The sequence below is a fragment of the Paenibacillus agaridevorans genome (genome assembly GCF_018604145.1).
GTDB classification, from domain to species: Bacteria; Bacillota; Bacilli; order Paenibacillales; family Paenibacillaceae; genus Pristimantibacillus; species Pristimantibacillus agaridevorans.
Map to the genome: position 1 here is coordinate 5156249 of NZ_CP075889.1, position 26295 is coordinate 5182543.

Annotated in this window: 26 protein-coding genes; 9 read left to right on the plus strand and 17 right to left on the minus strand. The window is 54.4% G+C overall.

The window, feature by feature from the left end:
* Positions 1–105: 105 nt before the first annotated feature.
* Both KJW29_RS20965 and KJW29_RS20970 read left to right on the plus strand, forming a co-directional pair.
* Positions 106–768 carry a transcriptional regulator gene (locus KJW29_RS20965; protein ID WP_214626037.1) on the plus strand — a complete coding sequence of 221 codons (663 nt, stop codon included), beginning with the start codon at positions 106–108 and terminating at the stop codon, positions 766–768.
* 435 nt (positions 769–1203) lie between these two features.
* Complete coding sequence (locus tag KJW29_RS20970) at positions 1204–1752, plus strand: DUF1697 domain-containing protein (RefSeq protein WP_214626038.1); 549 nt, start codon at positions 1204–1206, stop codon at positions 1750–1752.
* 91 nt (positions 1753–1843) lie between these two features.
* On the opposite strand, the gene KJW29_RS20975 is transcribed toward KJW29_RS20970, so the two are convergent.
* The 7 genes from KJW29_RS20975 to KJW29_RS21005 all read right to left on the minus strand — a co-directional run bounded on the left by KJW29_RS20975 (position 1844) and on the right by KJW29_RS21005 (position 7571).
* Positions 1844–2599, minus strand: coding sequence for a YheC/YheD family protein (locus KJW29_RS20975; RefSeq protein ID WP_214626039.1), 756 nt, complete (start codon positions 2597–2599; stop codon positions 1844–1846).
* 150 nt (positions 2600–2749) lie between these two features.
* On the minus strand, positions 2750–3052 hold the full coding sequence (locus KJW29_RS20980) for a putative quinol monooxygenase (protein WP_108995148.1): 303 nt from the start codon (positions 3050–3052) through the stop codon (positions 2750–2752).
* Positions 3045–4049: a helix-turn-helix transcriptional regulator gene (locus KJW29_RS20985; protein ID WP_214626040.1), complete on the minus strand. Its 1005-nt coding sequence runs from the start codon at positions 4047–4049 to the stop codon at positions 3045–3047. The genes KJW29_RS20980 and KJW29_RS20985 overlap by 8 nt, the downstream gene beginning before the upstream one ends.
* 106 nt (positions 4050–4155) lie before the next feature.
* Positions 4156–5070, minus strand: coding sequence for an ADP-ribosylglycohydrolase family protein (locus tag KJW29_RS20990; protein ID WP_425517570.1), 915 nt, complete (start codon positions 5068–5070; stop codon positions 4156–4158).
* A 37-nt stretch (positions 5071–5107) separates the two neighbouring features.
* Positions 5108–6100 (minus strand): AAA family ATPase, encoded by a 993-nt coding sequence (locus KJW29_RS20995; protein ID WP_214626042.1) that lies wholly within the window; start codon positions 6098–6100, stop codon positions 5108–5110.
* The gene (gene pnuC / locus KJW29_RS21000) at positions 6093–6743 is read right to left on the minus strand and encodes a nicotinamide riboside transporter PnuC (protein WP_214626043.1); all 651 of its coding nucleotides are present in this window, start codon (positions 6741–6743) and stop codon (positions 6093–6095) included. The genes KJW29_RS20995 and pnuC overlap by 8 nt, the downstream gene beginning before the upstream one ends.
* A 57-nt stretch (positions 6744–6800) precedes the next feature.
* On the minus strand, positions 6801–7571 hold the full coding sequence (locus tag KJW29_RS21005; RefSeq protein ID WP_087572089.1) for an NUDIX domain-containing protein: 771 nt from the start codon (positions 7569–7571) through the stop codon (positions 6801–6803).
* 151 nt (positions 7572–7722) lie between these two features.
* Here KJW29_RS21005 and KJW29_RS21010 point away from each other — a divergent pair, with 151 nt between their 5' ends.
* Both KJW29_RS21010 and KJW29_RS21015 read left to right on the plus strand, forming a co-directional pair.
* Positions 7723–8043 carry an ArsR/SmtB family transcription factor gene (locus tag KJW29_RS21010; protein ID WP_214631240.1) on the plus strand — a complete coding sequence of 107 codons (321 nt, stop codon included), beginning with the start codon at positions 7723–7725 and terminating at the stop codon, positions 8041–8043.
* 50 nt (positions 8044–8093) lie between these two features.
* Positions 8094–8603 (plus strand): SRPBCC family protein, encoded by a 510-nt coding sequence (locus KJW29_RS21015; RefSeq protein WP_214626044.1) that lies wholly within the window; start codon positions 8094–8096, stop codon positions 8601–8603.
* Positions 8604–8657: 54 nt separating this feature from the next.
* Here the strand turns inward: KJW29_RS21015 and KJW29_RS21020 are convergent, their stop codons facing one another.
* Both KJW29_RS21020 and KJW29_RS21025 read right to left on the minus strand, forming a co-directional pair.
* Positions 8658–10364 carry a hypothetical protein gene (locus KJW29_RS21020; protein ID WP_214626045.1) on the minus strand — a complete coding sequence of 569 codons (1707 nt, stop codon included), beginning with the start codon at positions 10362–10364 and terminating at the stop codon, positions 8658–8660.
* Between the two features lie 219 nt (positions 10365–10583).
* Positions 10584–11297: an aspartate/glutamate racemase family protein gene (locus KJW29_RS21025; RefSeq protein WP_343222620.1), complete on the minus strand. Its 714-nt coding sequence runs from the start codon at positions 11295–11297 to the stop codon at positions 10584–10586.
* A 132-nt stretch (positions 11298–11429) separates the two neighbouring features.
* Here KJW29_RS21025 and pdxR point away from each other — a divergent pair, with 132 nt between their 5' ends.
* Entirely contained in the window at positions 11430–12848 is a 1419-nt protein-coding gene (gene pdxR / locus KJW29_RS21030; protein WP_214626046.1) for a MocR-like pyridoxine biosynthesis transcription factor PdxR, read from the plus strand.
* 342 nt (positions 12849–13190) lie between these two features.
* On the opposite strand, the gene KJW29_RS21035 is transcribed toward pdxR, so the two are convergent.
* On the minus strand, positions 13191–13418 hold the full coding sequence (locus KJW29_RS21035; RefSeq protein ID WP_214626047.1) for a hypothetical protein: 228 nt from the start codon (positions 13416–13418) through the stop codon (positions 13191–13193).
* A 750-nt stretch (positions 13419–14168) separates the two neighbouring features.
* Positions 14169–14525 carry a nucleotide excision repair endonuclease gene (locus tag KJW29_RS21040; protein ID WP_108995141.1) on the minus strand — a complete coding sequence of 119 codons (357 nt, stop codon included), beginning with the start codon at positions 14523–14525 and terminating at the stop codon, positions 14169–14171.
* A 169-nt stretch (positions 14526–14694) separates the two neighbouring features.
* Between KJW29_RS21040 and KJW29_RS21045 the strand changes: the two genes are divergently transcribed.
* The 4 genes from KJW29_RS21045 to KJW29_RS21060 all read left to right on the plus strand — a co-directional run bounded on the left by KJW29_RS21045 (position 14695) and on the right by KJW29_RS21060 (position 18019).
* Positions 14695–15126: a DUF4395 domain-containing protein gene (locus KJW29_RS21045; protein WP_343222621.1), complete on the plus strand. Its 432-nt coding sequence runs from the start codon at positions 14695–14697 to the stop codon at positions 15124–15126.
* A gap of 429 nt (positions 15127–15555) precedes the next feature.
* Positions 15556–16317 carry a prolipoprotein diacylglyceryl transferase gene (locus KJW29_RS21050; RefSeq protein ID WP_214626048.1) on the plus strand — a complete coding sequence of 254 codons (762 nt, stop codon included), beginning with the start codon at positions 15556–15558 and terminating at the stop codon, positions 16315–16317.
* Positions 16318–17760 carry a radical SAM protein gene (locus KJW29_RS21055; RefSeq protein WP_087572062.1) on the plus strand — a complete coding sequence of 481 codons (1443 nt, stop codon included), beginning with the start codon at positions 16318–16320 and terminating at the stop codon, positions 17758–17760.
* The gene (locus tag KJW29_RS21060; RefSeq protein WP_214626049.1) at positions 17741–18019 is read left to right on the plus strand and encodes a hypothetical protein; all 279 of its coding nucleotides are present in this window, start codon (positions 17741–17743) and stop codon (positions 18017–18019) included. Before KJW29_RS21055 ends, KJW29_RS21060 begins: the two co-directional genes overlap by 20 nt.
* Before the next feature lie 230 nt (positions 18020–18249).
* On the opposite strand, the gene KJW29_RS21065 is transcribed toward KJW29_RS21060, so the two are convergent.
* The 6 genes from KJW29_RS21065 to KJW29_RS21090 all read right to left on the minus strand — a co-directional run bounded on the left by KJW29_RS21065 (position 18250) and on the right by KJW29_RS21090 (position 26205).
* Positions 18250–18747: an SRPBCC family protein gene (locus tag KJW29_RS21065; protein WP_214626050.1), complete on the minus strand. Its 498-nt coding sequence runs from the start codon at positions 18745–18747 to the stop codon at positions 18250–18252.
* Positions 18744–19094 carry an ArsR/SmtB family transcription factor gene (locus tag KJW29_RS21070; protein ID WP_214626051.1) on the minus strand — a complete coding sequence of 117 codons (351 nt, stop codon included), beginning with the start codon at positions 19092–19094 and terminating at the stop codon, positions 18744–18746. The genes KJW29_RS21065 and KJW29_RS21070 overlap by 4 nt, the downstream gene beginning before the upstream one ends.
* 532 nt (positions 19095–19626) lie before the next feature.
* The gene (locus KJW29_RS21075; RefSeq protein WP_214626052.1) at positions 19627–20577 is read right to left on the minus strand and encodes a DUF8487 domain-containing protein; all 951 of its coding nucleotides are present in this window, start codon (positions 20575–20577) and stop codon (positions 19627–19629) included.
* A 55-nt stretch (positions 20578–20632) separates the two neighbouring features.
* Positions 20633–22561 carry a glycoside hydrolase family 2 TIM barrel-domain containing protein gene (locus KJW29_RS21080; RefSeq protein ID WP_214626053.1) on the minus strand — a complete coding sequence of 643 codons (1929 nt, stop codon included), beginning with the start codon at positions 22559–22561 and terminating at the stop codon, positions 20633–20635.
* A 252-nt stretch (positions 22562–22813) separates the two neighbouring features.
* Complete coding sequence (locus KJW29_RS21085) at positions 22814–24403, minus strand: response regulator transcription factor (RefSeq protein WP_246608310.1); 1590 nt, start codon at positions 24401–24403, stop codon at positions 22814–22816.
* A complete protein-coding gene (locus KJW29_RS21090) occupies positions 24400–26205 on the minus strand; it encodes a cache domain-containing sensor histidine kinase (protein WP_214626054.1) in 1806 nt (601 codons plus the stop codon). Before KJW29_RS21090 ends, KJW29_RS21085 begins: the two co-directional genes overlap by 4 nt.
* Positions 26206–26295 lie beyond the last annotated feature (90 nt).

Consider the following 26295-nt stretch of genomic DNA (forward strand, 5'->3'; position numbering starts at 1 on the left):
TTACGGTATGAAGCACATGCCGCTTTGAATCAGGAAACCAATACGGTTTTCTGATTCGAAGCGGCATTTTAATTTTAATCCTACATAAGCCGAGGTGCATAAACATTGCTAATATTCGAGGCTTCTTTAAATCAGTGGCTGTCAAAGCAGATTGCCGAGGAGAAAAACCCGAGGAGACGCGAATTGCTCCAAAAAGGGCTGGGCCATGGAACAATCGAGTATTTAAAAACGATCTGGTATCCGACTATAGGTAATTTCGATTATTTGTATCCAGAATGGGAAATACGGGATTATAGCAATCGATATCGTTATCTTGATCTCGCGTATATTCCCAATGAAACAAAGGGCTGCATAGAGATCCAAGGTTACAGATCACATGCCAGAGACATCGAAGCTTGGAGATTTAAGGATTTATGTTTAAAACAAGCCTTGTTAACGTTAGATGATTGGCTGTTCCTGCCGATCGCATATCTATCGATTACAGAAGATCCTAATGTTTGCAAACAGCTTACTCTTTCATTTGTCGGCAAGTTTGTTTCGAGACCTATGTCGAATACGCTTGGTTGGGCTGAAACAGAAACGTTACGTTATGCCCGCAGGCGGCTGCGACCCTTTACTTCCATTGAGTTGGCATCACATTTGCAGCGATCAGACAGACAGACGAGAAGACTATTAGATAAGCTTGTCGAATTGGGGCTGCTTGTCATCGTCAACGGAAAACAACGGTATCGTCACTATCAATTAACATCGGTAACCGACACAATCTAACGGTCATAATGGACGCTTAAAGAAAGAAAACCATTAGGCAGAAATTCTAATGGACATAATGAACGCTTACGCCAACCAGACCAGTAATATATTTTGAAAAATGACCTCTAAGGAGCAAAAATGACCGTCAGAATCACTTCGGATTCACAGATCAGCGCTAAGCCTCAATAATGTCCGTTAAAACAGTGGACTTGCACCTGGTGAGAGATTGCAGCGAACCATCCATGCGGGCTGTAATCGGAGGCGTAGTTCAGTTGAAGTTTTGCGAGTCAGAACTTCAAAAGCGTTCGGTTTGCCCGTACCCGGGCAGACTGAACGCTTTTCATTTGGTTACAAGCCGGAATGCCCCTTCTTCTGCCGTTCGGAAGATTTTTTTAGTATAATGCTTCTAATAGTAGCTATCAGATTCCCCACGCGCAGGAGGTATCACAGACCATGGTATATATCGCATTATTGCGAGGCATCAATGTAGGCGGCAACAACAAAATTAATATGAAGGAACTGAAAGCAACGTTCGAGCGGGCAGGTCTCAGCAACGTGGTTACGTACATTAATACCGGAAATATAATATTTACGGATGACAGTCGTACCGCCCCGGAACTATCCTCCCTGCTAGAGGAAGCCATCGCTTCGGACTTCGGACTGTCCATTAGAGTCATGGTCCGTACAATCGAGCAGATCGAAGCCATCATGGCCGCGCTGCCGGAGCATTGGGCGAATGACGGGGAGATGAAAAGCGACGTGCTTTATCTGTGGGAAGAGATCGACAACGAATCCGTACTGGAAGGGCTGAAGCTCGCTCCCGAGATAGATCGGGTTATCTACGTCCCGGGCGCAGTTCTATGGTCGTACGATCGACAGCATGCGGGCCGAAGCGGCATGAACAAGATCATCGGCACCAAATTTTACTCCAGCGTCACGGTTCGCAACGTCAACACGGCTCGAAAAATCTATGACCTCATGAAAACGGCCGCCGGGCTTTGATGGCGGCATCTTATGGACATCACGGCCGCAGAGCCCAAGCCCAAGGGGCGGCCAGGGCGGTTCGTTCGCACCAAAGGAAGTCGTTCCCTTGTCAGCCTTTACGCCCATACTGCTTGGCATACGACATAATGCGGCGGTACAAGCTCTTGTCCTTCATGTTCTTTAGCGGGTAGAACTCCGGACTTGTATTGACCTCCAGAATCCAGACGCGGCCGTCGCCGTCCATCGCCACATCCAAGCCCAGCTCCCGGAAGCCTTTCCCGCGACGGTCGAAGACGCCGCCTACCTGGCGGCCTAGCCGCTTCAGCTCCGTCTCCTTGCTCGCAATCCGACCGGCTCCGAAGCCCGCACCCGCCATCGTAGGCCGGAAGTAGCCGATGCTTCCCCCTTGCTTATAATTAGTCGCCACCTTGCCTGGACGGCCGATCTTCGTAAACAGCGCGGTGCTGACCCACTTCCCTTGATTCGTCTTCTGCACCATTACGCGCGTATCGAACGGCCTGCCGTTTGACTTTGCGAGCGAAATTCCTTTTTGCAGCAAATAGGAGCGTCCCCCGATTCTGGATTTCATCCGTGCATACAGCGAGTCCATACTGCCTTGCCGACTTTGTCCCGTTGCATGCTGCAGCAAATATCCGCCCTTCTTCTTCTTCACCCGCATGATGCCAGCTCCGCCGGAGCCGCTCGTAGGCTTGCAATAGACCGTCGCAAATCGGCCCATCATCTCCTGCAGATTATTTCGGCTGAACGGCTTTGTCGCCGGGACATAGGCACGGATCTTGCCGCTGCCCATCAGCCACTTCGTTTTGACCCATTTGCTCTTGTATGTGCTGCTTCTATACTTCATTTATCGTCCATCTCCCTTCCTTCCCTAGCATATGGATGGCTCTCTCTATCTGCTCGTGCGGGAGTCTACTAAAAAATAATCATCATCCCGCTGCTTCCTAGCCTGCGGAATGATGATTATCGTCATAGCCCTCCATTATACCTTCAAGATTTACAAACCTTTCCCGCCAATGGGACGTATCGGCACGGAGCTGGTTCCCGCGATCAAAGGCATGCAGCTTTGAATCAAAGCTCTCACCTTCTCGTTCTTCAACGACGCGGCGTGGGCTTCCTTGTTCTCCCACAGCTCCATGATCCATAACGCATCGGGATCCTCCTCCGACTCGTTTAAAATATAGAAGAGGCAGCCATCCATTCCTTCCAAAGTCTCCGCGCTTTCAAGCATCCGTCTCGCAAGCTCATCCCTCATTCCGGGATGAGCCTTCAGTTGTCCAAACATCGTAAATTTATCCATCTTCTTCTCCCTCTCCTCGTAACTCCAGATTCGTTAACATCGCCCCGTAATGCTCCGCCATGGTTCTGCACGCTTCCGCCATGCGTCTGGCCAGAGGCACCGATTCGATTGTAAGCGAGGTGCTGTACGGCATTAGGAAATAAGGCACATACGTCGACAACAAGGCACTATCCAATCGGAAGACGGCGGTCTCCGGCTGACGCTCGGCCAAAGCATGGCCGAACAGCCAGTGCCGGCATAATTCGTTCAACACTTGCTCTTGTCCTCGAATGAGAACAGTCTCCATGCTCCGACTGTCTCCTTCGTTCGGAAGCAGATGCGACAGCAGGAAATCTCTAGCGGAAAAGGCGGCCGGCCGATGGAAGCCGAGATCCGTTGCGTGCAATCCGGTCATTCGGTCGACGCGGAAGCTGCGAATGTCTTCGCGGTATCCGCAATAGCCAACCGCATACCAGTTGCCCTTCCAGTACACGATTCCGTACGGGTCGAACAGCCTTGCCGGTACCTGGTCGCCTTTGCCCTTGTCATACGCCATCCGAAGCGTTTGCCCTTGACCGGCGGCATCCTCCAGCATCCGCAGGAAGTGCTGGTACTTGTCTTCGATGGGAGGCGAAATAACGGACAAGCCCTGCTCATGCCGCTCCAAAAGATCCAGCTGTTTCTCGTTCGCGTATTGCTTCAGCTTTCCTACTGCCCGCTCCAAAGCGACCGAGTGCGGGTAACCGGCTTCCCTGGCGAACACGGAGGCATGGATAAGACTCCTCTGTTCCTCGTGATCGAAGAGCAGGGGCGAGTCCTTGAAGCGGCTCAGTATGCTGTAGCCGCCACTGGGGCCGCTGTCCGCCACGATCGGCACGCCGCTGGCGCACAGCGAGTCGATGTAGCGGTAGACGGACCTTACATGAATGCCAAGCTCCCCGGCCAATTGACCCGCGGTCATGCGTTTGCCGGAGCGAAGCATCCATAGGATCGCCAGCATATTATCAGCTTTGCCCATTCCAACCATCCTCCCCGAATTCGGTAGTCGGTTATATGCCTAGTATAACCGACTATCCCTGACAAAGACGGTCAGGGATAGTTCCTTAAATCTATGATATCTACCCTCAGGCCTGTATTACTTGGTCATGGCTGCCTTGGCGAATATCCATTAACGCCGACGCCGTTTCATCCAGCCGCTCCCGAATAATGATGGCTTCCGCATAACGAGCCGGTATCCCCGCGTAGCCGCAATAAATGCCTGCCAGGCCGCCGGCAATGGCTCCGATCGTATCGGAATCTTCCCCACGGTTGGCTGCCCGCTGCACCACTTGCTCGAAGTCGGTCGACGTTGCGAGCAGGTAAACAACCCAAAGCATCGTATGAACGACGAAACCGCCAGGCTCGCAATTCGGCGGGTCCGTCAGCGCAGACTCGTATTCCGTGCCCGTCACCTCCGTCCGGAGAGCTTCACGCAGCTCCTCTCCTTGCAGCAGTCTGTATGCGATACGCGTATAGATCGCGCATGCTTCGCCACATCTCGAATCATAGTGCGTCATGCGGGATTGCAGGCGGGCGATCTGCTCCGCTTCGGCCAATCCCGGATATGCCAGCGCAGCGGGCAGGCATCGCATCAGAGATCCGTTGCCGGCGCTTTGTCCCATCATCTGGTCCGTATACAGGGCGGCTTCGAACCAATTCCCTTCGTAGTGCTCGAAGGCATAGCGGATTATGTTGCCGACATCCTTCGGCCGCGTTCCGTACCACTCCAGAAACTTCTCGCCGATTGAATCGAGCGGCTGGCGGGGCTGCAGCAAGATTCCATCCGCCACGCATAACGTCATCATCGTATCGTCCGTCACCTCGCCCGGCGCAAGACGCCAAACTCCTCCGCCGATGATTTCCGTCAAGAAGCCGTGTTTCTCTTCAATCTCCTTTACGCTCATGAACTCAGTCGTCCCTCCGAGCGCATCGCCAATAGCTACGCCATATAAGCCGCCCTTTAATCGGTCAAAAACTTTCGCATCCGCCATTACCCGCATCTCCTTCCATGCCAACCTATTCGACCTTCAACAATGTTCATAGCGGATCCAAACGTTTGAGCGCCTCCGCCACTTGCTCCTCCCGCTCCCGGAGAGTACCTCGCAGGATCTGGAACGGCACGCCTCTCTCCCTGAGATCGTCCATGATCGCCAGTTGGAATAGCTCGCGCTGCACCTCGCCCGAACGATCCCAAGTATCGTCGTACGGAATATCCGCATCGCATAAGAAGACAAGTCCGTATCTCGTCTCCGCTATCTCGGCCAGCGCTGTCAGCCCCGGGGTAGCCTCGCCGTGGTAATATTGCGAGAACATATACGTCGTAATGGCATTGGTATCGACGAACAAGACGTCCCGCGACTCTTGAAGCAATGCCTCCTCGCGCGCTATATGGCCGGTCGCAATCTCTTCCAGCTGCTCCAGCGTCAGTCTTCTGTCGATCTGGTGCCGCTCCCAATATTCGCGGCCGTACTCCGGCATCCACGCCGTTCTATAATGCCTCGCCATCCTTTCGGCCAAAGTCGTCTTGCCAGTAGAAGGCGCGCCCAAAAATACGACCTTGGTCACCAAGTCTCGAAACACGACGGGATGCAGATAATGCCGGTTTTCATAAGGGGCGTCCCTCACTGCCGTACCGGAAACGGGAACAGTCTGCCTCTGGGGATCGACTTGGCGGTTAACGGCGTTCAGCGCGACGCTCATGTGCTCGCCGTACGGCTCGCTGGAGTAGAAATGCGTGACCTTGTGCTCTCCGAGCAGACCCAGGACGTAGTCCTCCTGAGCTTTCATAATCTCCGCCGTATAGCCGGTCTCCTTGGGTCCGTCCCAAGCTTCGATGACATCCGTCCCCGGATACAACCTGCGAATCCAGTCGGCGCGGACATGCAGCGGGATCGAAATCGTCTCGGGGCAGTCATAAATGATCACAATGACCTCATCCATCTCCTCGAGCGCGGTCTTAATCATGAATTGATGCCCCTTATGGAGCGGAGCGAACTTCCCCAGCGTCAATCCGATCCGCCGCTCATCCATGGGTGGTTCCCCCTTTCGCAGCTCTATCGTAATCCCGCTTCCACGAAACATATCCACTCGTCGCAATGCCGAGGAAGATGACGTACAGGAACGCCAGCGCATAAAGCTCCTTGTAGAAGTACATCCCGACGGACAATACATCGACGGCGATCCAGACCAGCCAATTTTGCAAAATTTTCGAAGAGAGCAGAAATTGGGCAATCAGGCTGAGCGTGGCGATAAAAGCATCCGCGTACGGAATCGAAGCGTCGGTGTGCGCATGAAGCAAGTACCCCCATAGCGCCGTCACGGCGACGGCCAGCATGCCGAGAAGAATCGCAAGCGGCTTCGTCAGGTTCCGCGTCGGGCGCACCTTGGCGCCTTCCCGCTTGGTCAGCCAGACGATCCAGCCGTAGATGCTGAGCACGAAGAACACGACCTGCAGCATCATGTCGGCATACAGCTTCACCTCCAGGAACATGAAGAAGAAGCAGCCGACATTAACCAAACCGACAGGCCAAGCCCAGATATTCTGCCTGGCGGTCAGCCATACGCTGAGCAGTCCCGTAGTTGTAGCGACGATTTCCAGCGTCGTCGAGGACGTGAACCAGGCGATGGCCAGCATCGCGGCGAATAATAGCGGCAGGAGCCATTTGTTGTTCATGATAAGCGCCTCCTTATATAGTCAATATGATAATATCAAAATCGAGAAGAAAATCGCCTAGCCGTAAATAGACAGCCCCGGCGAATATTCGGTAAATCGGTAAAGCTGGGCCGCACGCTGCGAATAACGATTGGACGACTTGGGCCGGCCTTCGGAATCCCGCGCTTCTTCGATAATGCCTTGGCGGCTTTGCGTGGACGTAATCTTGCGGATAAAGTTAGGCTCCTCGAACGTCGGTACAACGGTCTGTATGACCTGGTACAGCTCGCTGATCGTAAATTCCTCGGGCAGAAACTCCCGCGCGATCGTCGTCGTCAGCATCTTCTCCCGCACTCTCGCAAGCGCGTCGCGAAGCATGTCGCCATGATCGAAGCCAAGCTCCATCGCAAGCGCCTCCTCCAGAGGGAACAGGCGGACATCGGACGCGTCGGTATCCGCTCTCCGATTGATAAGCTTGTGCTCGTGCACCAATGCGAAGTAAGCATGGGACAGAATCCAGCCTCGCGGATCGCGGCCGGGCTTGCTGTAAACGTTGAAGTATTCCATATGCACGTCCGTTACGCCCGCTTCTTCCCTCAGCTCGCGCAGCGCGCATTCGTACATGCTTTCCGTCTCCTTGCAAAAGCCGCCGGGCAGCGCCCACTTGCCTTCGTAGGGCCAGACCTTCCGCTTGATCAGCAGCACCTGCAGCTCGCGCGTCGGCAATGCCTTCTTCGGCGTCGCCTTCTCTCTCGACGTTATCGTAAAGATGACGATATCGCTTGGAGCGCCGTCCGGCGTACGGAAGTTTTCGGGCGAATAGGCGTCGGAATGTTCTTCGTTAGACATTGAATTCACCTGCTTAACTAATTTGTTCTCGTTCACGGAATGTCGATTTGATAACATCATTATGACATAATTGATTAAAATGTCAAGCCTCCTTCTCGGCAATCCACTACATGCCTTGACAGGAATATTCCTCGTGACGTATATTATGGTCATGAACGAAATATTACAAGCCATCGCTGAACCCACACGCCTTCGAATCGTCGAGCTGCTGCGGGACGGAGAGCTCACTGTTGGCGATATAGTGGAACGCTTAAGCCTGAATCAACCGCAGGTGTCAAAGCATCTTCGCGTGCTTCAGGAAATCGGCATCGTCACGATGATTCCCGACGGAAACCGCCGAATTTGCAAACTTCGTCCAGAACCGCTGCAACAGCTGGACGCATGGGTAGGCACATTCCGGCGAATCTGGGACGAGCGACTGGATCGTTTGGACGATTATTTGCAGGAAATACAAGAAGGTTCGGATGAATAACGCGTATAAGGGCCGGTAGCCGATCATCAAACACAAATGGAGGTATGAACATGACAACCACGGAAGGACAATTGCGGATCATTCGTACATTTAAGGCTCCGCGCCACTTATTGTTCAAGGTTTGGACGGAGACGGAGCATCTGAGCAAATGGTGGGGGCCAAAAGGCTCGACGCTGCATGTCGCGAAGCATGAGCTGAAGCCGCAAGGCCTCTTTCATTATCGCCTGACAAACCCGGACGGCCACCAGATGTGGGCCAAGTTCATTTATCGCGAGATTGATGCGCCCGAGAAGCTTGTCTTCCTGAATTGTTTCTCGGATGAAGAAGGCAACACGGTCCCCGCTCCGTTCGGCCCCGAGTTTGTCGATTTCCCGCTGGAAGTGAACCATGATATATCATTTGCAGAAGCAGATGGAGGAACGACTCTTACGATAACCGTGGGTCCCCATAACGCGACGCCAAAGCAGCAAGCCTTCTACCAGAGCATGTTCGAGTCTATGCGGCAAGGCTTCGACGGCTCCTTCGACGAGCTCGACGGCTACCTGGAGGAGCTTCAATAATCGGCAACAGGACCGCAAACCTCGCATCCGCGACGCTTGCGGTCCTGCTCGCTTTCAATCCAACAGCGAAACCTCGGGATACTTCCCTTCCGCGGAATACCAGGTCAGCAGGCTGCCATCCGATGTCCAGCCTAGCAACGCTCCCGCCCCTGCCCGGGAGGCTTGTTTTTCTCGCAAGTCGATCAAGAAGGTGCCCTGTCCGGCGATGTGTGCGGCGAAATATCGGTCGCTTTCTTCGCCCGTCTGCGGCATCGGCAATGCACGAATAATTTCCATCCGTTCACCGCTCCAGCCCGGGATCGCCTCTTTTAAGATCTCTATCGCAACTTCAGGCATCGTCACGCTTGCTTCTTCGGCGAGCAATCCCTTCTTTACATCGTAAATCGCCTTGCCGCGTCCCATAACCAAATCCGAACGGCCGATAAGCGGTACGGCAACGGTATCCGAATCCAGCCAAGCCATCGGATAAACGAAATGCCATCCGTCGCTATGTCCGATGTAAGCCGCCTTCTCGTGATGAGCCAACCGTTTTCCCGTCGAATCGAAAATCCACAAATCCGCGTACGAGCCCAAAAAGCCCTCCGAATCCGTCAGTACGGCAACCTTGTCGCCATCCGGCGATGACGCAATCCCATAAATCGAAGCTTCCTCCGAATGAAAAATTCGTTTCTTTAAATCGGCCGCCTGATCCACCAGATAGACAAATTCCAACCCTTTAGCGATATAGTAGGTTTCCCCTTGCCCGGGAAAAGCATACAAATCTTGAACGCCGCTGTCGCTCGACCTGCTCACCGTCAATTCCGGCCATTCCTCGCGGTCTACGCGAGACACCTCGCCCGTTTCGGGATCCAGCCGGTCCAGATTGCCGTCCCGATCGTACATGATAATTGTTCCGTCTTTCCCCGGGCAGCATGACGTACCGACATACACCGCCGAGTCGAAGGCATGCTCCTTAACGACGTTTCCTTGATTGTTGGTCCATCTAATCCCGCTCCATGCCTTGCCCGCATGCACGATGACAGCTCTTCCCTCATAAGGCAATACAGCCTTAAGCGGCTTGCCTTCCGACGTCATTGTTCCTTCCAGCATAAATCCGACAGCGCTCTCCGGGGGCAGCTCCGTAAACCGGACGACCGCGCGTCGGTTATCGGTCCATTCCACCGCATAACGATAGTCAAGCGTTCCCAAACTACTGGCATCATATATCGTCGATTGAATCGCGAGCTCCACCGATTCCCGATCCAAGTCCCGGTTGCCGATCAAAAGGACCGTATCGCTGTCTTCATCGATGGTAACAGCCAGTTCGGGCTCGCTATCATCCCGATCTCCCTGGAGCATCAGTTGGATCAATTCCGACGTTAATGCCCAAGCCTGGGCGCCGGTTTCGTTTGTCCCTTCCGCATACACCTTGCCGCTGGGAGCCGAACCATTGGTTTGGCGCAAGTCGTTCAGCGAGAGCATCAAACTTCTATCGCTTCCGACCAGTTCGAGCTTGTACAGAATGCCGGATTGCTCCGGGTCGCCAATATAAGAGAGCTCCGCTTCTTCAAGTCCTGCCACGATGGCTTCGATCCCGCCAAGATCGCGATGTTCCGTCACAACGCCGCTCTCTTCGTTAATGACCTTAACGACTTGGATATCCGAAGGCAAAGCCAAACTAGCTGTGTTTTTATCTATTTCCCCGTTCTTGCTGCAAGCTTGTACGATAATCATGGACAGGATCAGAACGAAAAATATCCGCTTTCGACTAAACAACTTCAATACAACCGCCCCTTTCTGCATACAACCAGCCACTATCTTCCATCTATTGGACGCTCCAACCGGCTTCAAAGTTGCTCTGCTTGCCGGGAATCTGTTCATGAAAGCCTGTTATCTGCGCAGACAAATAGCTTCTAGAGGCATAAAGAGCCCTGACCGATCCGCTATTGCAGCGGTGGACAGGACTCTCGTTTAACTCTTTGCGATTTGATGGGGCAGCATCTATACAGTGACGGAAGGCATAGACGCAAGGGCGAACTCCACCGCTGCTTCCGCATGGATGCGCGTCGTATCGAACAGCGGCATGTCGATATCCCCTTGTTTCAGGAGCAGCGGAATTTCCGTGCAGCCGAGAATAATGCCTTCCGCTCCCCGTGCCCGCAGACGTTCGATGATCGCGATATATTCCGCCTTGGAAGACGCATTTAATTCTCCCTTGCACAATTCGCCGAAAATAACATCATGCACGCGGATCCGATCTTCCTCGTCCGGCACGATAGCTTCGATGCCATGCTCGCGCAGGCGATCCGTGTAGAAGCTTTGCTCCATCGTGTAACGGGTCCCGAGCAAACCTACGCGGCGAAGTCCGTTCTTCTTGATCTGCGCCGCCGTCGTCTCCACGATATGCAGCAGCGGCACGTTTACCGCCTCTTGCACCTCGCCCGCGACGACATGCATCGTATTCGTGCAGATTAGAATAGTATCGCAGCCGCCGGCTTCCAGCTTTTTCGCGGCATCGGCGAGCAGCTCGGCGGCCTGCTTCCATTCTCCCGCCTTTTGCAGCTGCACGACCTCCTCGAAGTTGCAGGAGTACAGCAAACATTTGGCCGAACTCAGTCCTCCCGCCCGTTCGCTGATGCCTCGATTAATATATTTGTAATAGTCGGCCGTCGACTCCCAGCTCAGTCCGCCGATTAATCCGATCGTCTTCATCATTCCCCGCACGTCCCTTCCCGCTTATATAACTCCAGCATAACATGGTATACTGGTTTCCATAAGGACCAGGAATGGCACATATTCATAGTACCAGTTCTAATGCCAAGACGTATGTAAGGAGAGGTTCCGCACATGTTATGGTTTCCCGTTGACCGTTCCGCCGAGTCTTCGCTGACCGTTCAAGTATACGAGCAGCTGCGGCAGCGCATCCTGCGAAGCGAGCTTGTCGAAGGCGAGCGTCTGCCCTCCAGCCGCGAGCTCGCCTCCTCTATCGGCGTGTCGCGCAATATCGTGCTGGAAGTCTACGATCGATTGCTTGCCGAGGGTTATTTGGAAATACGTCCACAGTCCGGCACTTACGTGGCGGCCGGCTCACATTTCCCGACCATCGCCCAGGCTATGTCCAGCGACGTCGAGGGGCAGTCCGCTGCCTCAATCGCAAGGCCAACCCCTCCCCCTGGCATGATCGACTTTCGGGCCGCGCATCCAGCCGCGGACTACTTCCCCCGCGCTGCATGGGGCAGGCTGGCGAAAGAAATTTGCCTGTATGCGCCGGAGCGCGCTTTTGGCTATGGCAGCCCGGAAGGAGCGTCCGAGCTGCGCAGCGTTCTCGCCCGCTACTTGCTGCAGGCGCGAGGCGTACGCTGCCATCCGGAGCAGATCGTCATTACGACGGGCGCGACTCAAGCGCTGCAGCTAGTTACAGGCCTGCTCTCGCGGGACAAGCGGGCGCGCATAGCGGTAGAGGATCCCGTCACCGACGAGATGCGCACGATTTTCGCCTATGCCGGGGCTGAATTGCTGCCAGTCCCCGTCGACGATACGGGCATCCTGCCCGAGGAGCTCCCGGCGGGAGAAGCTCCCGACTTCGTCTTCGTTATTCCGTCCCATCAGTTTCCGCTCGGCGGCACGCTCCCCATCCAGCGTCGCATCCAGCTCATCGAATACGCCAGACGGAGCGATTGCCTCATTGTGGAGGACGATTACGACAGCGAATTCACGTACGAAGGCGTGCCCGTCCACTCCATGCAGGGGTTGGACCCGGAACGGGTCATCTATGTCGGCACCTTTAGCAAAATCTTGTCCCCGTCGCTCCGCATCGGCTACGCCGTCCTGCCCATCCGTTACGTCGAGGAATATCGCCGGCTAAAGTGGTTCGCCGACCGCCATACCGCCATGCTGGAGCAGCTTATTCTCGCCCGCTTTATGGAGGAAGGTTACTTTGACCGGCATATTCGCCGCATGCGGAAGATCTATCGCAAGCGTCGCGAGACGCTGGCGAGCAATCTCCGCAAGCATCTCCCGCAGGCCCGCATTCTGGGCGAATCCGCGGGGATGCATCTCGTCGTGGAAGTGCCGGGAATTCGCTTCACCGAAGAACGAATGGCGCAAATTGCCCGCGAGGGCGTCCATGTCTACGCGGTGGAGCATTACGCGCTTGTGCGCGGCCGGCACGAGAACCGGATCGTCATGGGCTACGGCGGCTTAACGCCGCAGGACATTGCGGATGGCGTCGAACGGTTGGCCCGAGCGATAGCGACGGCGGACTGACGGGGTGAAAGAAGAGGAGAGGGGAGACCCTCCCCTGGCGAGCGCGGATCCCATGGTGCTCGACGTGCGGGTGCAGGATCCCCATGGTGCTCGACGTGCCGGTGCTGTACCCACGACACTATACGTGCGGGTGCAGAATCCCCATGGTGCTCAACGTGCCGGTGCTGTACCCACGGCACTATACGTGCGGGTGCAGGATCCCCATGGTGCTCGACATGCCTCTCCTACAAAATAGAAACTCGATATTACTCCACCTCACCGCGCACCACGAATCTAACGGACATCAGCGACGCTATCACTCCAAATTTCGGCGATTTCAAAATCTAACGGACATAGGTGACCTTATTGGAGCCAATTAGGACGTTTGTAGAGGCTGTTTGCCTCAATAATGACTCTCTTGTCTGTTAGAAATCGCAAATGTCCGATTCGCCCGCAATAAGGTCTTTCCCGTCCGTTAGCCGCCCCCGGGCTGCCTGCAGCCTGAAGTAACGCCTGAAGCAGATAACTATCTATGCTTTGGCTGACCACCGCATCAATCTGCCGCACGACTCCCTCAGCAGATTCCAACATCTACTCCACGAGAAGTTCCACCCTCGGGGACTAAGGTCAGCACGGCCCACATCACCACGAACGTCCCGCTGTAGACCACTCGTCGCCCTTATTCGTATCGCACCATCTCCTATAGAGAACTCATTGCCGAGGCTGTACATGGTATGTCCAGGAAATCGACAGCTCTACACATTTGTGCATTTATCCCCAATTTCTTGAAGAGATAGGCCTTCTGCACATCAAATTGTACGAAAATACACAAATCCTTTCCTCATTTCGTCGTTAAGGACCTTTTTGAAACAAAATTTGTGTATATATGTACAAATGTACGAATTCATTGCTCTATTCACATCATAATTGTGTATTTTCGCTCAATTGTTATAACGTACGTGAAAATATCCAAGGTCGCATACTAGCGTAAGCACTCCAGCAACAGCAATTCCAACTCCAGCACTCCAATTACCACCATCCGCGACCAAACGCGTCAACCCTCGCCTCTCGAAGATGATCGACCTCCAGCTTGCAAAGCAAAGCCGCTTCGGAAGCATAAGGTTGGTAATATCGCCAATAAGAAATCCGTTTTCGAGGACCGAAAACTTTTACTTTCTTATGTGGCATGGTGAAACGGCCGTCGCCGTCCTATGGCAAAGAAGCAGCGCGTTTCGCTCCGAATGGCAAAAATGACTTACCTATATTAAAAAAGCAATCCGCACAGGCCTATGCATTCCTGTCTGCGAATTGCTTTTTATGTAGCCCGCTGACGCGGGGCTCTTACTTGTAGAACACTTTTTCTACGTTATATTTCGCTTGCCGCGTGTTAAGGATGTACGTCTCATACAGCTCCCGCTCCAGCGGACTTTCGTTCTCGAACACTTCGATCTTCGTTACCTCTTCCCGATGGTTCTTCATCACGGATACGGTATCCTCAAAGTGTTTTTTGATTCGCTGCCTGAGCTTCCTCGCTTTGCCGACGAACAGCAGCTCGTCCTTGTCGTTATAGAAGGCAAAGAATCCGCCCTTCTCCCGCGTAATCAAGTGGAAATCGGTAAAGCCGTAAATATGGCTGAGCTGCGGATCCTTCTGTTTAAGAATCGTAACATCCGGCTCCGGGATTGTAATATTGATCATGTTCTGTCACTTCCTCTTCTCACATTAGACAGAACCATACTATCACAATACCGCCCGAATGTTTAGAGGAATCTTCATTGCCGTTCTCTCATCGTTCCCATTGCCAAAAATTTCGCGTCAGATTATACTCATTTTAATGACTTTAATTCCAATCAAGAAAGTTGGTTTAATGGTGAAGGAAATTCCTATTCCATACGTAAGGAGCAATCAGGCGGGTATCGTTTTGTCACTAATTGCCTTCTTCATCACACAGTCCGTTTGGATTATCGCCGTTTTGTTCTTCATACAAGCAATCGGCCTCGTCTTTGGCGCAAAGGCCAATCTATTCGTCCGCATCGCTCGCCCGTTCTTGGGCAGCCTCGTATCACGTTCCGGCACCGAGGCTGTCGAGCTCCAGCGATTTAACAATTTGCTCGCAGTTTTGTTCTTGACCGCTTCGCTTGTTAGTCTGCTGCTAGGCTTTGGCACCGTGGGCAATATCTTTGCCGCCATGATGGGCGCCGCGGCGCTTGCCGCCCTGCTCGGCTATTGCATCGGCTGCACGATCTACTTCCAATACAAGCAGCTCCGCGCTAGAAGATTGCGGCATGGATCTCAGTAAGTCTCGCGGATATATGCAACTAGCCTGCGTTATGGCCTAATGATGAGAAATCCTCTATCGAGGCCTTTCGAGGATGAGCGATCGCGTTTAGAGGTAGGATTTATCGCCAAATAGAATTTCGGTTTTCGAATGCTCGAAAACTTATAGATTCTATTGTGGTAAAAATTAAAACCGGGAGCATACGCCGCTCCCGGTTTTTTCGTTATTTGACAAACGCCGCTACGATTTTCGCGATCTCGGCGCGTGCAATAGGACCTTACGGATTCAGCTCATTCCGGCTCAGGGCCTTTTTTGGTGCTGCGATCCATACTTATTCAACCTAGAGATTGTTATGATCATTTGAATGTATTTAAAAAGGGAAGGAATCCCACGCGCTTACATCGAATGTAAGAGAAAACGATTCCAATACTGAGGTAGCAGGAGAATGCGATGACTTTTCCCATCTGGATCGATCTTGGTTTTATCAAACTGCACCCGCACACGGTATTCGAAGCATTGGCTTACTTTGTTGGCTTTCGGGTGTATCTGCTTACCCGCGGCAAAGACAAGCTTCCCGTTGCGCAAGGCATCTGGGTCATCGTCGGAGCCATTCTCGGAGCGGCGATCGGCTCCAAGTTGCTGTATTGGCTGGAAGATCCCGTAAGGACGATCGAGAACTGGAACGACTACGTTTACTTAATGGAAGGCAAAACGATTGTCGGGGGTCTGCTTGGCGGGCTGATTGGCGTGGAGTGGATGAAGAAACGCGTCGGCATCACTCGCTCCACAGGCGATGACATGGCCCTTCCCATCATCCTGGGCATGATGATCGGGCGCATCGGCTGCTTCATGACCGGTCTGGACGATCACACTTACGGCATAGCCACGACCTGGCCGATCGGCGTCGATTTCGGCGATGGCATTTCGAGACATCCGACACAGCTGTACGAGATCGTCTTTCTCCTGGTGCTAGGCGTCTTTCTGTATCGCAAGAAACGTCAAGGCGCAATGCCGGACGGCATGGTTTTCCAGCTATTTATGACGGGTTATCTGCTATTCCGATTCACAGTCGATTTTATCAAGCCGACCCCGCATCCTTATCTCGGGCTAAACAATGTCCAATTGGCTTGCATAGCCGGCTTGATCTATTACGGTTATTTGATGAGCAGTAGGCTCAGAAAGCCACAGCATTCGCACAAGGAGGAATTGTAGATGACGACGAAGAACAGGCCCTATCTCTTCTACGAGCTGACGAACAGCATTTGCTCGAAATGTCTGCGCAAGGTGGAGGCCAAGGTCATTATCGAAAACGACCAGGTCTTCTTGCAAAAATATTGCGGGCATCACGGACGCGAGAAGGTTCTGATCGCGAGCGATGCGGCTTATTATAAGCGATGCCGCGAATTTCTGAAGCCTGCCGAGATGCCCATGCACTGGAATACCCCCATTCGTTACGGCTGTCCTTACGATTGCGGATTATGCCCCGACCACGAGCAGCATAGCTGTCTGACCTTGCTCGAGGTGACCGAGAGATGCAATCTGCAATGCCCGATCTGCTATGCGGAATCGTCTCCGCACAAGGAATCGTGGCGCACGCTCGAGCAGATCGAATTTATGCTGGATGCCATCGTCCGCAATGAAGCGGAACCCGACATCGTGCAGATCAGCGGCGGCGAACCGACGATTCACCCTCAGTTTTTTGAAATACTGGATCTCGCCAAGAGCAAGCCTATCAAACATATCATGGTCAATACGAACGGTCTGCGCATCGCCCAGGATCGCGCGTTCGTGAAGAGACTTGCCGAATACACGCCCGGATTCGAGATCTACCTGCAATTCGACAGCTTCCGGGAGGAAGCTCTGCGAGAGCTGCGCGGCGTCGACTTGCGTGACGTCCGGAGGAGGGCGCTGGACCATCTGAACGAATTCAACATCTCGACCACGCTCGTCGTTACGCTCAAAAAGGGACTTAACGACGACGAGATCGGCGACATCATCCAGTTTGGACTGAAGCAGCCCGCCGTGCGCGGCGTCACGTTCCAACCGATCCAGGCAGCAGGACGACTGGAGGAATTCGATCCGGCGAAGGATCGGCTGACGCTCAGCGAGGTGCGGCAGAGCATTATAGACCAATCCGGCATCTTCCGCGAAGAGGACATCATCCCCGTCCCCTGCCATCCCGACTGCCTGGCAATGGGTTACGCATTGAAGCTCGGCGAAGAAGTGCTGCCGCTTACCGGCCTGATCGATCCTCAGATTCTGCTGGAGGGCGGACGCAACACGATCGTATTCGAGCAGGATCAGACGCTGAAGTCCAAAATTTTCGAGCTGTTTTCGACCGCCCATTCACCGGATTCGTCGGCTCTGTCGCTGAAAAACTTGCTGTGCTGCCTGCCGATGGTATCCGTGCCCGAGCATATCGGCTACGACAACGTGTTCCGGGTTATTATTATGCAATTTCTGGACCCGTACAATTTCGATGTCCGATCCGTTAAGAAGTCTTGCGTCCATATCGTGCATCCCGACGGGCGAATCATTCCTTTCGATACCTACAATATGTTCTATCGCGGCGATCAAGAGAAAAAGCTGGAAGCGCTGAGAGCCGAATTCGATATGAGACCGGGAGGGAAAGTCTATGATGACTGGAACGAATGACGGGAGCAAGAGGCCGCCCGGGCATATGAAAGACGTATGGCTCGGCATTGGATTGCTGGCCTTGCTTCATCTGCTGCTGTTTCTATTTCCTGTCAGCTTCTTCTTTATAGGCGTTGTCCAAATCTTGTATTTGTTGCCCGCGATCATCATATTCAGAAAGCGCGGAGGCATCGTGCAGGGGCTGCTTATCGGAGCCGGAGTCACCTTTCTGCTAAATGCCGCCTGCTTCGGCATCGTTATGACCATGACGTTTTCGTAGCATCGGGCTTCCCGCAAGTTGGTTGGCTTCGCTAGATCATGGGGACAGCTTCATCCCAAGAAATTGAGAGATAGTTCTTATTAAGCAAAAAAAGCTTCCGGCGCCACTTTGCAGGTGACGTAGGAAGCTTCTTTGCGATGGGTTGGATAGACGGAGACGATCGGCTGAGCTGGTAGTGGCGCAGGTGTCGGAGTCGGGGTTGACTCGGTGCTGATGTCGTTGTCAGGCCGCTACTTCGATTGCAGCTTCTCAAGCAGCTCTCCGAGCCGCAGGAAGGAATCGTTCATGCCGCCTTCCATGCCGGATTGCAGCATGCCGTCGCGGTCGGCTACCGAGCGGAAGATGGATTCCATCACGATTCGGGTGCGTCCTCCAGGCAACTCGACGAATTCCGCCGTCTCCAGGGAAACGTGCCCCTTCTCCGGCAGTCCCTCGAACTCGAACGTTTGGATGATGCGCACCGGCGCCGTCACTTCATGGAACACGCCGCGGAATGCATAGGCGTTGCCGTCATTGTCGCTATGCACATACTTCCATCTGCCGCCGTCGCGCGGTTCGAACGTCTCGAGGTTCATCTTCAAAATGCGTGGTCCCATCCATTCTACGAACAGTTTGGCATCCGTAAATGCTTCGAATACAAGCTCTCTCGGCGCATTGAATTCTCTTTCGATCTTGATCATTTGGCTGCCGGGCTCCGCAATCAGCTTCGTTTCATTGACTGTTGTCATGATTCATCGTTCCCTTCCGATGATTTGGATTGTTGTCCTGCCTTCATGCGCGCTTCCAGCAACGCGTCTAGCTTCTCGAATCTTCTGCTCCACATCTCGCGGAACTGCTTCGCCCATTCCTCGACCTCGGCCATCGCCTCTGAATTTAGCCGATAGATCCGCTGCTGCGCCCGCTTCTCCACACTCACGACGCCCGCTTCCCTTAGCACCTTCAAGTGCTGGGAGATAGCTTGAGGACTGACTTGAAAGTGTCTGCATATGTCCGTAGCCGACAACTCGCCTTCGGTGGCGAGCAGTTCGATGATGCGCCTTCTCGTGATGTCTGCAATCGCTGTAAATTTGTCCATGTGCTTATTATAAACCAAATACTTAATTAAGTATATTCTTAATTAAGTGGTTGATAGCTTTGTTGTTAGTCTCACCGACAAACTCGCTTGGGGCGCTGGCTGGCGGAGACGAGCGGATGTGTATGAAAAAGCGAGTACATTGGAGCCCAGGGGGCGGAGACGAGCGAATGTGTATGAATAAGCGAGTACATTGGGGAGCTGGCTGGCGGAGACGAGCGAATGTGTATGAATAAGCGAGTACATTGGAGCCCTGGGGGCGGAGACGAGCGAATGTGTATGAATAAGCGAGTACATTGGGGCCCCAGGGGGCGGAGATGAGCGAATGTGTATGAAAAAGCGAGTACATTGGAGCCCCAGGGGGCGGAGACGAGCGAATGTGTATGAATAAGCGAGTACATTGGAGCGCTGGCAGCCGTCAACCGACACACTTGCGCATTTTGGCAGCTTTGACGATCCATTTGTCAGTCTCACCGACAAAACAAAATAGACACCAAGCAGCGCCGAAGCGCTCCTTGGTGTCTTGCCACTTTCGCTATGCGCGGAACAGTCCTTGCAACGCGGACAACTCAACTTTCGTCGCCGGCTGGAAGGCGTCCGACTTGGCGTAGCCCGCGATGCTGCGAAGCAGCTGCCTGCCTTCCGGCGTCTCTGCCAGACCCTCAGCTTCGGCGCCGCAGATGAGCAGCTTGCCGTTCAGCGCGCGGCATTCGAACAGCAGGCCGAGCTTGTGGTTGCGCTCGACATTGTCGATCGTCGCCACGATCGGGCTAAGCTCGCGCGGCAGATCGTCGAGAACGAGCGAGCGCGAACGGGAAACGATGCTCCACCACGGATACGTGGAGTACGTATCGCTCGGGAAGCCCTGCAGCGCGGGATGCTCGTTGTCGATCAGGAGTCCCATCGTGCCGACGGGCACTGGTTTGTTCATGCTCTCCGAGATGGAGCGGAACATCGGATAGTTCCAGAAGTCGGTGCAATACGTGCCTTCGATGCTGGCCGCCAGCGCATCCGGCTTTGCGAACAGTACGACGTTCTCGCCCTTCTCCAGCAACGACGCAGCTTCGTCCGTCAGTTCGTCGAACACATGCAGGCCATCCAGCTCCGAACCGCCTTCTGCACATGGGAACACCCACAGCGCGTAAGACTTGCGCACGTCGGTTCCCTCGATCCATAGACGAAGCTCGAGCTGACTCGCAGCATCCAGCGACGGCAACACAGCTTCGAACGCTCCTAGATCAACATAAGGACTGCCCTCTTCCGCAGCCGCGCTTAATCCCCCTTCGGCGATGACTTCGCCGCTAAGCAGAAGCTCCCACTGCGCCTCTGCTGCGCCAAGCGCCTCCGGTCTGAACCAGACTAGCTCCGCGCTGGCGCGGAACGTATCGCCGGACACCCAGACGTAGGATTCGAACCGCGCCAGCAGCACAGCGTCCGAGCAATAAGTGCGCCATTCCTCCGGCTCCACCAATCCCTTGGAATCCATGAAGGCATCCAGGACGCCCACAAGCGCCGTGCCTTGTCCACTGAAGTCCTGCAGGTCAAGAAGCTGGAAACCTGCAAGCTGCCTCGTACGGAAGGCCGCCTCCAGGGTCCTCTTTGTAACACTCCACGGCGAGCTTGCCGGAGCTCTGAAAAAACTTGTCCGCGAGATGCCCCATCCCCTTGATCTCCAGCCGCTCGCGGAACAGTTCGAAGTTTCGCGCCTTGAGCGGTCCATCGTACTTCTCGATCTCGGCATAATTGGGATACATGCCGAATTGCCCGATCTCATGGGACACGACGGGAATGGACGGTATAAGCTCGGATGCCGCTTCCGCCTTGACCGTGATCGCTTCGGTTCCGTACTGGATTTGAAGCTCACCTCCTCCATCCGTGCCGCCGTCCCCGCCGAGGCCGCTCGGAACGATCTGCTCGTCGTAATCCTTCATCGTGCTCGGCTTATCCGTCTGAATATGCCCTAACGGCGCATCGCACATCGCGTAGGACCCCCGGAACAGACGATCTCTGGAGAATCGAACGCCGCAGTAGAAGTCGTCTTCCTCTAAAATAACCGGCACGAACTGAAAGTTGTTAGAGCCTTGCGTGTAGAGCGGGCGGCTGTCGTAAGCCTTATATCCGCGCATTATTTTCGCGATCCGGCTTTTGCTGCCCCACAGCTCGTTGCCAAGCGACATCATGACGAACGACGGATGATTGCCGAAGGCGCGTAAAATTTCGAAGCCCTCCCGGATCAAATATTGCTGCTCCGCTTCGTTATGCTTCTCGTCGCCTTCCTCCGTTACAGTGCCCCAGAACGGCAGCTCCGGCTCCATGTAGATCCCGAGTATATCGGCGGCTTCGAACGCTGCCTCTGGAGGGCAGCAGGTATGAAAGCGATAATGGTTAATGCCATATGATTTCGATATGCCCAAAATGCGAAGCCACTCTTCCAGCGTCGTCGGAGCATAACCCGTTAGCGGGAAAATCAGCCCGTCATGCTTGCCCCGCAGAAACGTCTTCGCGCCGTTGATCGTGAATTTATCGCCGTCCGCTCTGAAATCCCGCAAGCCGGCCACGATGTTCCGCTCGTCCAGCAATGCACCCCCGTCACTGACAAGACGCAGCTTCAGCTCGTAGAGATTGGGAGAAGCATCGCTCCATAGCTGCGCATCATCGCCAAGGGCGTAGACAACTTCAAGCTCGCCGCCCGATACAGCCACCATAAGAGGCGCAGCTCGATGGACTCCGCTCTCCGTTCCTTCATTCGACTGCGACTCGGCCACATGGACTCCACTCTTCGTTCCTTCAATCGACTGCGACTCGGCCACATGGACTCCACTCTCCGTTCCTTCATTCAACTGCGACTCGGCCACATGGACTCCGCTCTCCGTTCCTTCAATCGTCAAAGTACCCTGCGGCACGCCCGCCACCTTCGCCCGAACCGTAAAAGTACGATTTGCAGTATCCGGGTATACTTGTACGTCGTCCAGATAGGCGTCGCCTGCAAATTGCAGCTCCAGCCGTCCTGTAATGCCGTTCCAATTCGTCTGCGTGTCCGCCGACGTCATATGTCCGCCTTTGGTCGGATATGAAGTGTTGTCGACCCGGATCGTAACGCGGTGCTTCCCTTCCGTCAGCAACTTGCCGAGCTCGTAGACATGCGGCGTGCACAGGCTGTTGCGCGTGCCGATCTCCTCGCCGTCGATCCAGACAGTCGTGACCCGCGTACGCTCCAGATAAAGCATGGCGTTCCATCCCGCTTGCTCCGCAGTAATATCCACCTCGCGCGAGAACCAGGCGTAACCCTCGAACTTGAAGGCGTCCGTCAATGAACCCGCCAGCGCCTCCTCGTTCGCCGGGCCTTTGCCGGCATGGGACGTCGTTCCCGGCAACGTCATGACATCATCGAACGGCTCTGCCTCGTTTCCTGTTTTCTCCGGATCCAGCCGCAGCCGCCATTGTCCTCCCAGACCAATCTTCGTAATCATCTCGTTCCCCAGCTCCTATTTATCCTGTTAATGGTAGTTCAAAAAGTCCGCTTTTGATCACGAAGTAAGCCAAGAAGCTTACTCGACATCGAATATTGAATTCAGGCGAAACTTCCGGTGCTCACGTAGCTTCCACTACGCTCCGCTCCTCACTTTCTACCTTCATCCAATCTTCTACAGCGTTTTTGAAAAAAACGCAGCATCGGAAGCATAAGCTCATGTGCTGAAAACCGAACTTTTTGAACACGTATTTTAGTGGTAGTCCCTATATTCCTGCGGGGTATATCCCGTTGTTTTCTTGAAAAGGTAAGTGAAATAAGCCGCCGTTTGGAAACCAACCTGCTCCGCCACCTCATAGACGCGAACATGCGGGTCGCGCAGCAGCTCCATCGCTTTGTTCATCCGCGTCTCCTGCACGAATTCGGATACGGTCTTGCCGGTCGATTTCTTGAACAACACGCTCAGGTAGCTCGCGTTCAGGTGATGAAGCTCAGCCAGCTGCTTGACGGTTACATTCTCATGAATATGGGCTTCGATATAGTCCGAAATCTTCTGGATCAAATTGTGTTGCTGCGAGCTCTGCTTGTTTTGCTCCGCCTCCGCGTACCTCTTAACGTATTCCATCACGACATCCTTGACCTGCGGCACCGTCGTGCAGTCGATCAGACGCTGCCAGACCGGAATGTTGAGATCGGCCATCGCATCGTCCTGCAGCTTCCGCTTGCGCGCCAGCTCGCTAAGCAGACCGAGCCCGAACGCCTGAATGTATGTGAAGGGATGATGAGCGATAAGCATATCCAGCACGCTGCTGGTATATTCGACCGCCTTGCCCGCTTCGTCGGCCTTCTCCAGCATTCGGACGATCTCCGGAATGTACTCCTCCCTGACGCGGTGCTCCAGAAATTCCGTCTCGTCCAGCCGCTCCTCGTACAGCACTTGTCCGCCTTCCAGCAGCCGCGCCTTGGCCATCATATATTTCACGCGTTTATACGCGATGGGGGCCTCCCCCCAATCCTTAAAGATGCGGCTAAGCCCAACCGTCACCGAGGAGCCGTACTGCTCTCGAATCCACTGCTGCACGAACGCGATGCCCTTCTCCATGCGAACCTGCTCCTCCGGCAAGGGGTTGAGGTGCACGGCGACAACCTCCTCCGATCCCATGCTGGCGGCGATGACGCCGGGGAAGTCCGCCAAGCTGACCTTTACCGCCTTCAGGAATCCGCTCCCTCGCACGATTCGGCTCTTGGCATCCCTGCCGCCGTCCATAAACCGGTCGTAGCCGAAGGAGATGACGCTGATTCCCCGCATCAGCGGGGGCAGCTCCAGCAGCTTGATCCAGGACTCCTTCGTGTCGTCGTCCGCGAGCCCTTCCAACACAAGATCATGGACGAAACGTTCCTTGACGACATCCAGACTGCCGGACACCTTCTCTTGCAGCTCGTTTGTCTCCGCTTCGATATCCCGCTGCTTCTCGATCGCGGCGCGAAATGCGGTCAGCTTCGCTTCCACTTCCTCCGTCTTGATCGGCTTAAGCACGTAAGCCTGTGCGCCGACATGAATCGCTTCCTGCACGAACTCGAACTCGTTGTAGCCGCTGATAATGAGCACCTGCAGCCGATAACCCAGCTCTTTGCATCGCGACACGAGTTCAATCCCCGTCATGATCGGCATCGACACGTCCGAGATGAGCACGTCGACGTCATGATTCCGCAGCAGAGCAAGCGCCGCCTCTCCGGATTGCGCGGTCAGCGGCGGCGCGTAGCCGATCGCCTCCCACCCGACATGCCTGACCAATCCTTGTATATGCGTTGGCTCGTCATCCACAATCAAAGCCTGTATCATACGCCATCTCCTTTCCTGATTTCCGGCTGCTCCAGGTAAGCGGGGATGTCGATCGCCACGAATGTCCCTTCCCCTGGGGCGCTGTCGATTGTCATGCTGCTGCCGCTGCCAAAATAAAGCAGAAGCCTCTCTCTAATGTTGGCGGTGCCGAAGCCATTGCCGGAGCCGGTCCGCTTGCCCTCCCGCAGCGATTCCAGCGTCTCCTCGGACATCCCTGCCCCGTTATCGTGAATGACGAACCGGATGCGGTCTTGCTCCTTCCTGGCCGAGATCCGAATGAAAGCATCTTCCTTCTGCATAATGGCGCCATGCACGTAACAATTTTCGACGATGGGTTGGAGCAGCATTTTGATCGTGTAGTAAGGCCGCGCTTCCGGGTCGATGTCCCACTCGATCTGTACCTGGTCCGGGTAGCGCAGCTCCTGGATATCGAGATAAGCTTCGACATGCTGCAGCTCCGTCTCCACTCTTGTCACGTTTACTCTGTTGTCAAGCGCAAGCCGGTAGAACGTCGTCAGTGCGTCGATCGCGCGAATCTGCGTCTTGTCCCCCTGATCCATGGCACGCCATCTGATTAAGCTCAGCGAATTATAGATAAAATGCGGATTGATCTGCGCCTGCAGCGCGCGGAACGAATGCTCCCGCTCCTTCAGCCTCGACTTCGTAATATCGTTGACCAGCGTCCCCAGCTTGCCCGTCATGGAATTAAACAAAACCTCCAGCTCGCCAAGCTCGTCTTTGTCCCTGCTGGTGACGGTTACATCGAATTCGCCTTCGGCAATGTCGTTCATCCGGCTGCCCAGCTTGCGAATCCGCCATACGACATTCTTTAGCACCGTCATGACCATAAACATGGACAACAGCAGGAAGAAAGCTATAGCGCCCACGATCCCGTAGGCAATCCCTTTGGATTGCCGCTCCAACTGGTCCATGTGCAGCACCGCGGCTACGCTCCATCCCGAAGCCAGCGTCTCGACGATCATCTGTTTGTCATCCAGCATGACCCCTTCCGAGAACGCCCCTTCCCCCATGCCTTCGGCTTGCTTAAGCTCCGGAATACGCGCAGCGACAGTCCCGATCTGATCCTCGCTGGACGAAGCTACAATACGTCCGTTGTGATCCATAATGTAGATATCGCCGGCCCCGTTGAAGGGATTGTCAAAGAGGTCGCCGAACACGGAATCGTAATCCAGCAGCATGTAGGTGGCGCCGACGACGCTAGAGCCGTTCGTGTTAAAAATCTTGTGCGACACCAGAAGCTGGTCGGTCTCGCCCGGTACGTTGATCCACCGCAAGGGCTCGCCTGACGCCAGCGTCTCGCTGTACCAATCCGTCTCCGTCCGTCCGGCGAGCGGTCGACCCTCCGGCTTCCACAGCAGCCTCCCGTCCTGGACGAGAGTGTCATTCGTGTGATAGATCCGGAACATGTCGATGCCCGGCAGCAATTTGCTTGTCGACAAGAACGACCGGTCGACGTATTCCAGCGAGAGCAGCTGGTCGGACATGTCGGCATGTTCTCTGGACAATCTCGCCGACAGCTCCCCGTCGGTCGCCGTACGGACGGCCAGGAGATCGTAGGCTTGCTTTCGGAAATCGATGTTCTGAGAAGTCTGGCGAACCGCTTCCCTGATCGTGACCATGTAATTGTCGCGTACGCTCTGCAATGCGAAATATCCCGCGCCGATACCGAGAATAACGGTAGGCACGAAAACAATGAGCACGTATAGCAACAAAATTTTTCCGCGGAGATGGAGTCCCCTCGTCACACGTATCGCCGTTCGTTCGATTAATCGCAGCACCATTGCTCAACCACTCCCAGCCGTATCATTCCGTTTAAATAGAAGAGAAGCACTCCCCGCAGGAGAAAAGGCAAACGGAGCAACCCCCTTTAC

What these genes read in the sequence shown, in the direction of transcription:
- KJW29_RS21070 (WP_214626051.1), bottom strand. Translation starts at nt 19,094, where the DNA reads ATGGACAAATTTACAGCGATTGCAGACATCACGAGAAGGCGCATCATC.
- KJW29_RS21085 (WP_246608310.1), bottom strand. Translation starts at nt 24,403, where the DNA reads ATGATACAGGCTTTGATTGTGGATGACGAGCCAACGCATATACAAGGA.
- KJW29_RS20975 (WP_214626039.1), bottom strand. Translation starts at nt 2,599, where the DNA reads ATGAAGTATAGAAGCAGCACATACAAGAGCAAATGGGTCAAAACGAAG.
- KJW29_RS20980 (WP_108995148.1), bottom strand. Translation starts at nt 3,052, where the DNA reads ATGGATAAATTTACGATGTTTGGACAACTGAAGGCTCATCCCGGAATG.
- KJW29_RS21010 (WP_214631240.1), top strand. Translation starts at nt 7,723, where the DNA reads ATGAACGAAATATTACAAGCCATCGCTGAACCCACACGCCTTCGAATC.
- KJW29_RS21015 (WP_214626044.1), top strand. Translation starts at nt 8,094, where the DNA reads ATGACAACCACGGAAGGACAATTGCGGATCATTCGTACATTTAAGGCT.
- KJW29_RS20995 (WP_214626042.1), bottom strand. Translation starts at nt 6,100, where the DNA reads ATGGATGAGCGGCGGATCGGATTGACGCTGGGGAAGTTCGCTCCGCTC.
- KJW29_RS20970 (WP_214626038.1), top strand. Translation starts at nt 1,204, where the DNA reads ATGGTATATATCGCATTATTGCGAGGCATCAATGTAGGCGGCAACAAC.
- KJW29_RS21040 (WP_108995141.1), bottom strand. Translation starts at nt 14,525, where the DNA reads ATGATCAATATTACAATCCCGGAGCCGGATGTTACGATTCTTAAACAG.
- KJW29_RS21045 (WP_343222621.1), top strand. Translation starts at nt 14,695, where the DNA reads ATGGTGAAGGAAATTCCTATTCCATACGTAAGGAGCAATCAGGCGGGT.
- KJW29_RS21075 (WP_214626052.1), bottom strand. Translation starts at nt 20,577, where the DNA reads ATGGATTCCAAGGGATTGGTGGAGCCGGAGGAATGGCGCACTTATTGC.
- KJW29_RS20990 (WP_425517570.1), bottom strand. Translation starts at nt 5,070, where the DNA reads ATGCGGGTAATGGCGGATGCGAAAGTTTTTGACCGATTAAAGGGCGGC.
- KJW29_RS21055 (WP_087572062.1), top strand. Translation starts at nt 16,318, where the DNA reads ATGACGACGAAGAACAGGCCCTATCTCTTCTACGAGCTGACGAACAGC.
- KJW29_RS20985 (WP_214626040.1), bottom strand. Translation starts at nt 4,049, where the DNA reads ATGGGCAAAGCTGATAATATGCTGGCGATCCTATGGATGCTTCGCTCC.
- pnuC (WP_214626043.1), bottom strand. Translation starts at nt 6,743, where the DNA reads ATGAACAACAAATGGCTCCTGCCGCTATTATTCGCCGCGATGCTGGCC.
- KJW29_RS21005 (WP_087572089.1), bottom strand. Translation starts at nt 7,571, where the DNA reads ATGTCTAACGAAGAACATTCCGACGCCTATTCGCCCGAAAACTTCCGT.
- pdxR (WP_214626046.1), top strand. Translation starts at nt 11,430, where the DNA reads ATGTTATGGTTTCCCGTTGACCGTTCCGCCGAGTCTTCGCTGACCGTT.
- KJW29_RS21050 (WP_214626048.1), top strand. Translation starts at nt 15,556, where the DNA reads ATGACTTTTCCCATCTGGATCGATCTTGGTTTTATCAAACTGCACCCG.
- KJW29_RS21090 (WP_214626054.1), bottom strand. Translation starts at nt 26,205, where the DNA reads ATGGTGCTGCGATTAATCGAACGAACGGCGATACGTGTGACGAGGGGA.
- KJW29_RS21035 (WP_214626047.1), bottom strand. Translation starts at nt 13,418, where the DNA reads ATGTTGGAATCTGCTGAGGGAGTCGTGCGGCAGATTGATGCGGTGGTC.
- KJW29_RS21060 (WP_214626049.1), top strand. Translation starts at nt 17,741, where the DNA reads ATGATGACTGGAACGAATGACGGGAGCAAGAGGCCGCCCGGGCATATG.
- KJW29_RS21065 (WP_214626050.1), bottom strand. Translation starts at nt 18,747, where the DNA reads ATGACAACAGTCAATGAAACGAAGCTGATTGCGGAGCCCGGCAGCCAA.
- KJW29_RS21025 (WP_343222620.1), bottom strand. Translation starts at nt 11,297, where the DNA reads ATGATGAAGACGATCGGATTAATCGGCGGACTGAGCTGGGAGTCGACG.
- KJW29_RS21080 (WP_214626053.1), bottom strand. Translation starts at nt 22,561, where the DNA reads ATGATTACGAAGATTGGTCTGGGAGGACAATGGCGGCTGCGGCTGGAT.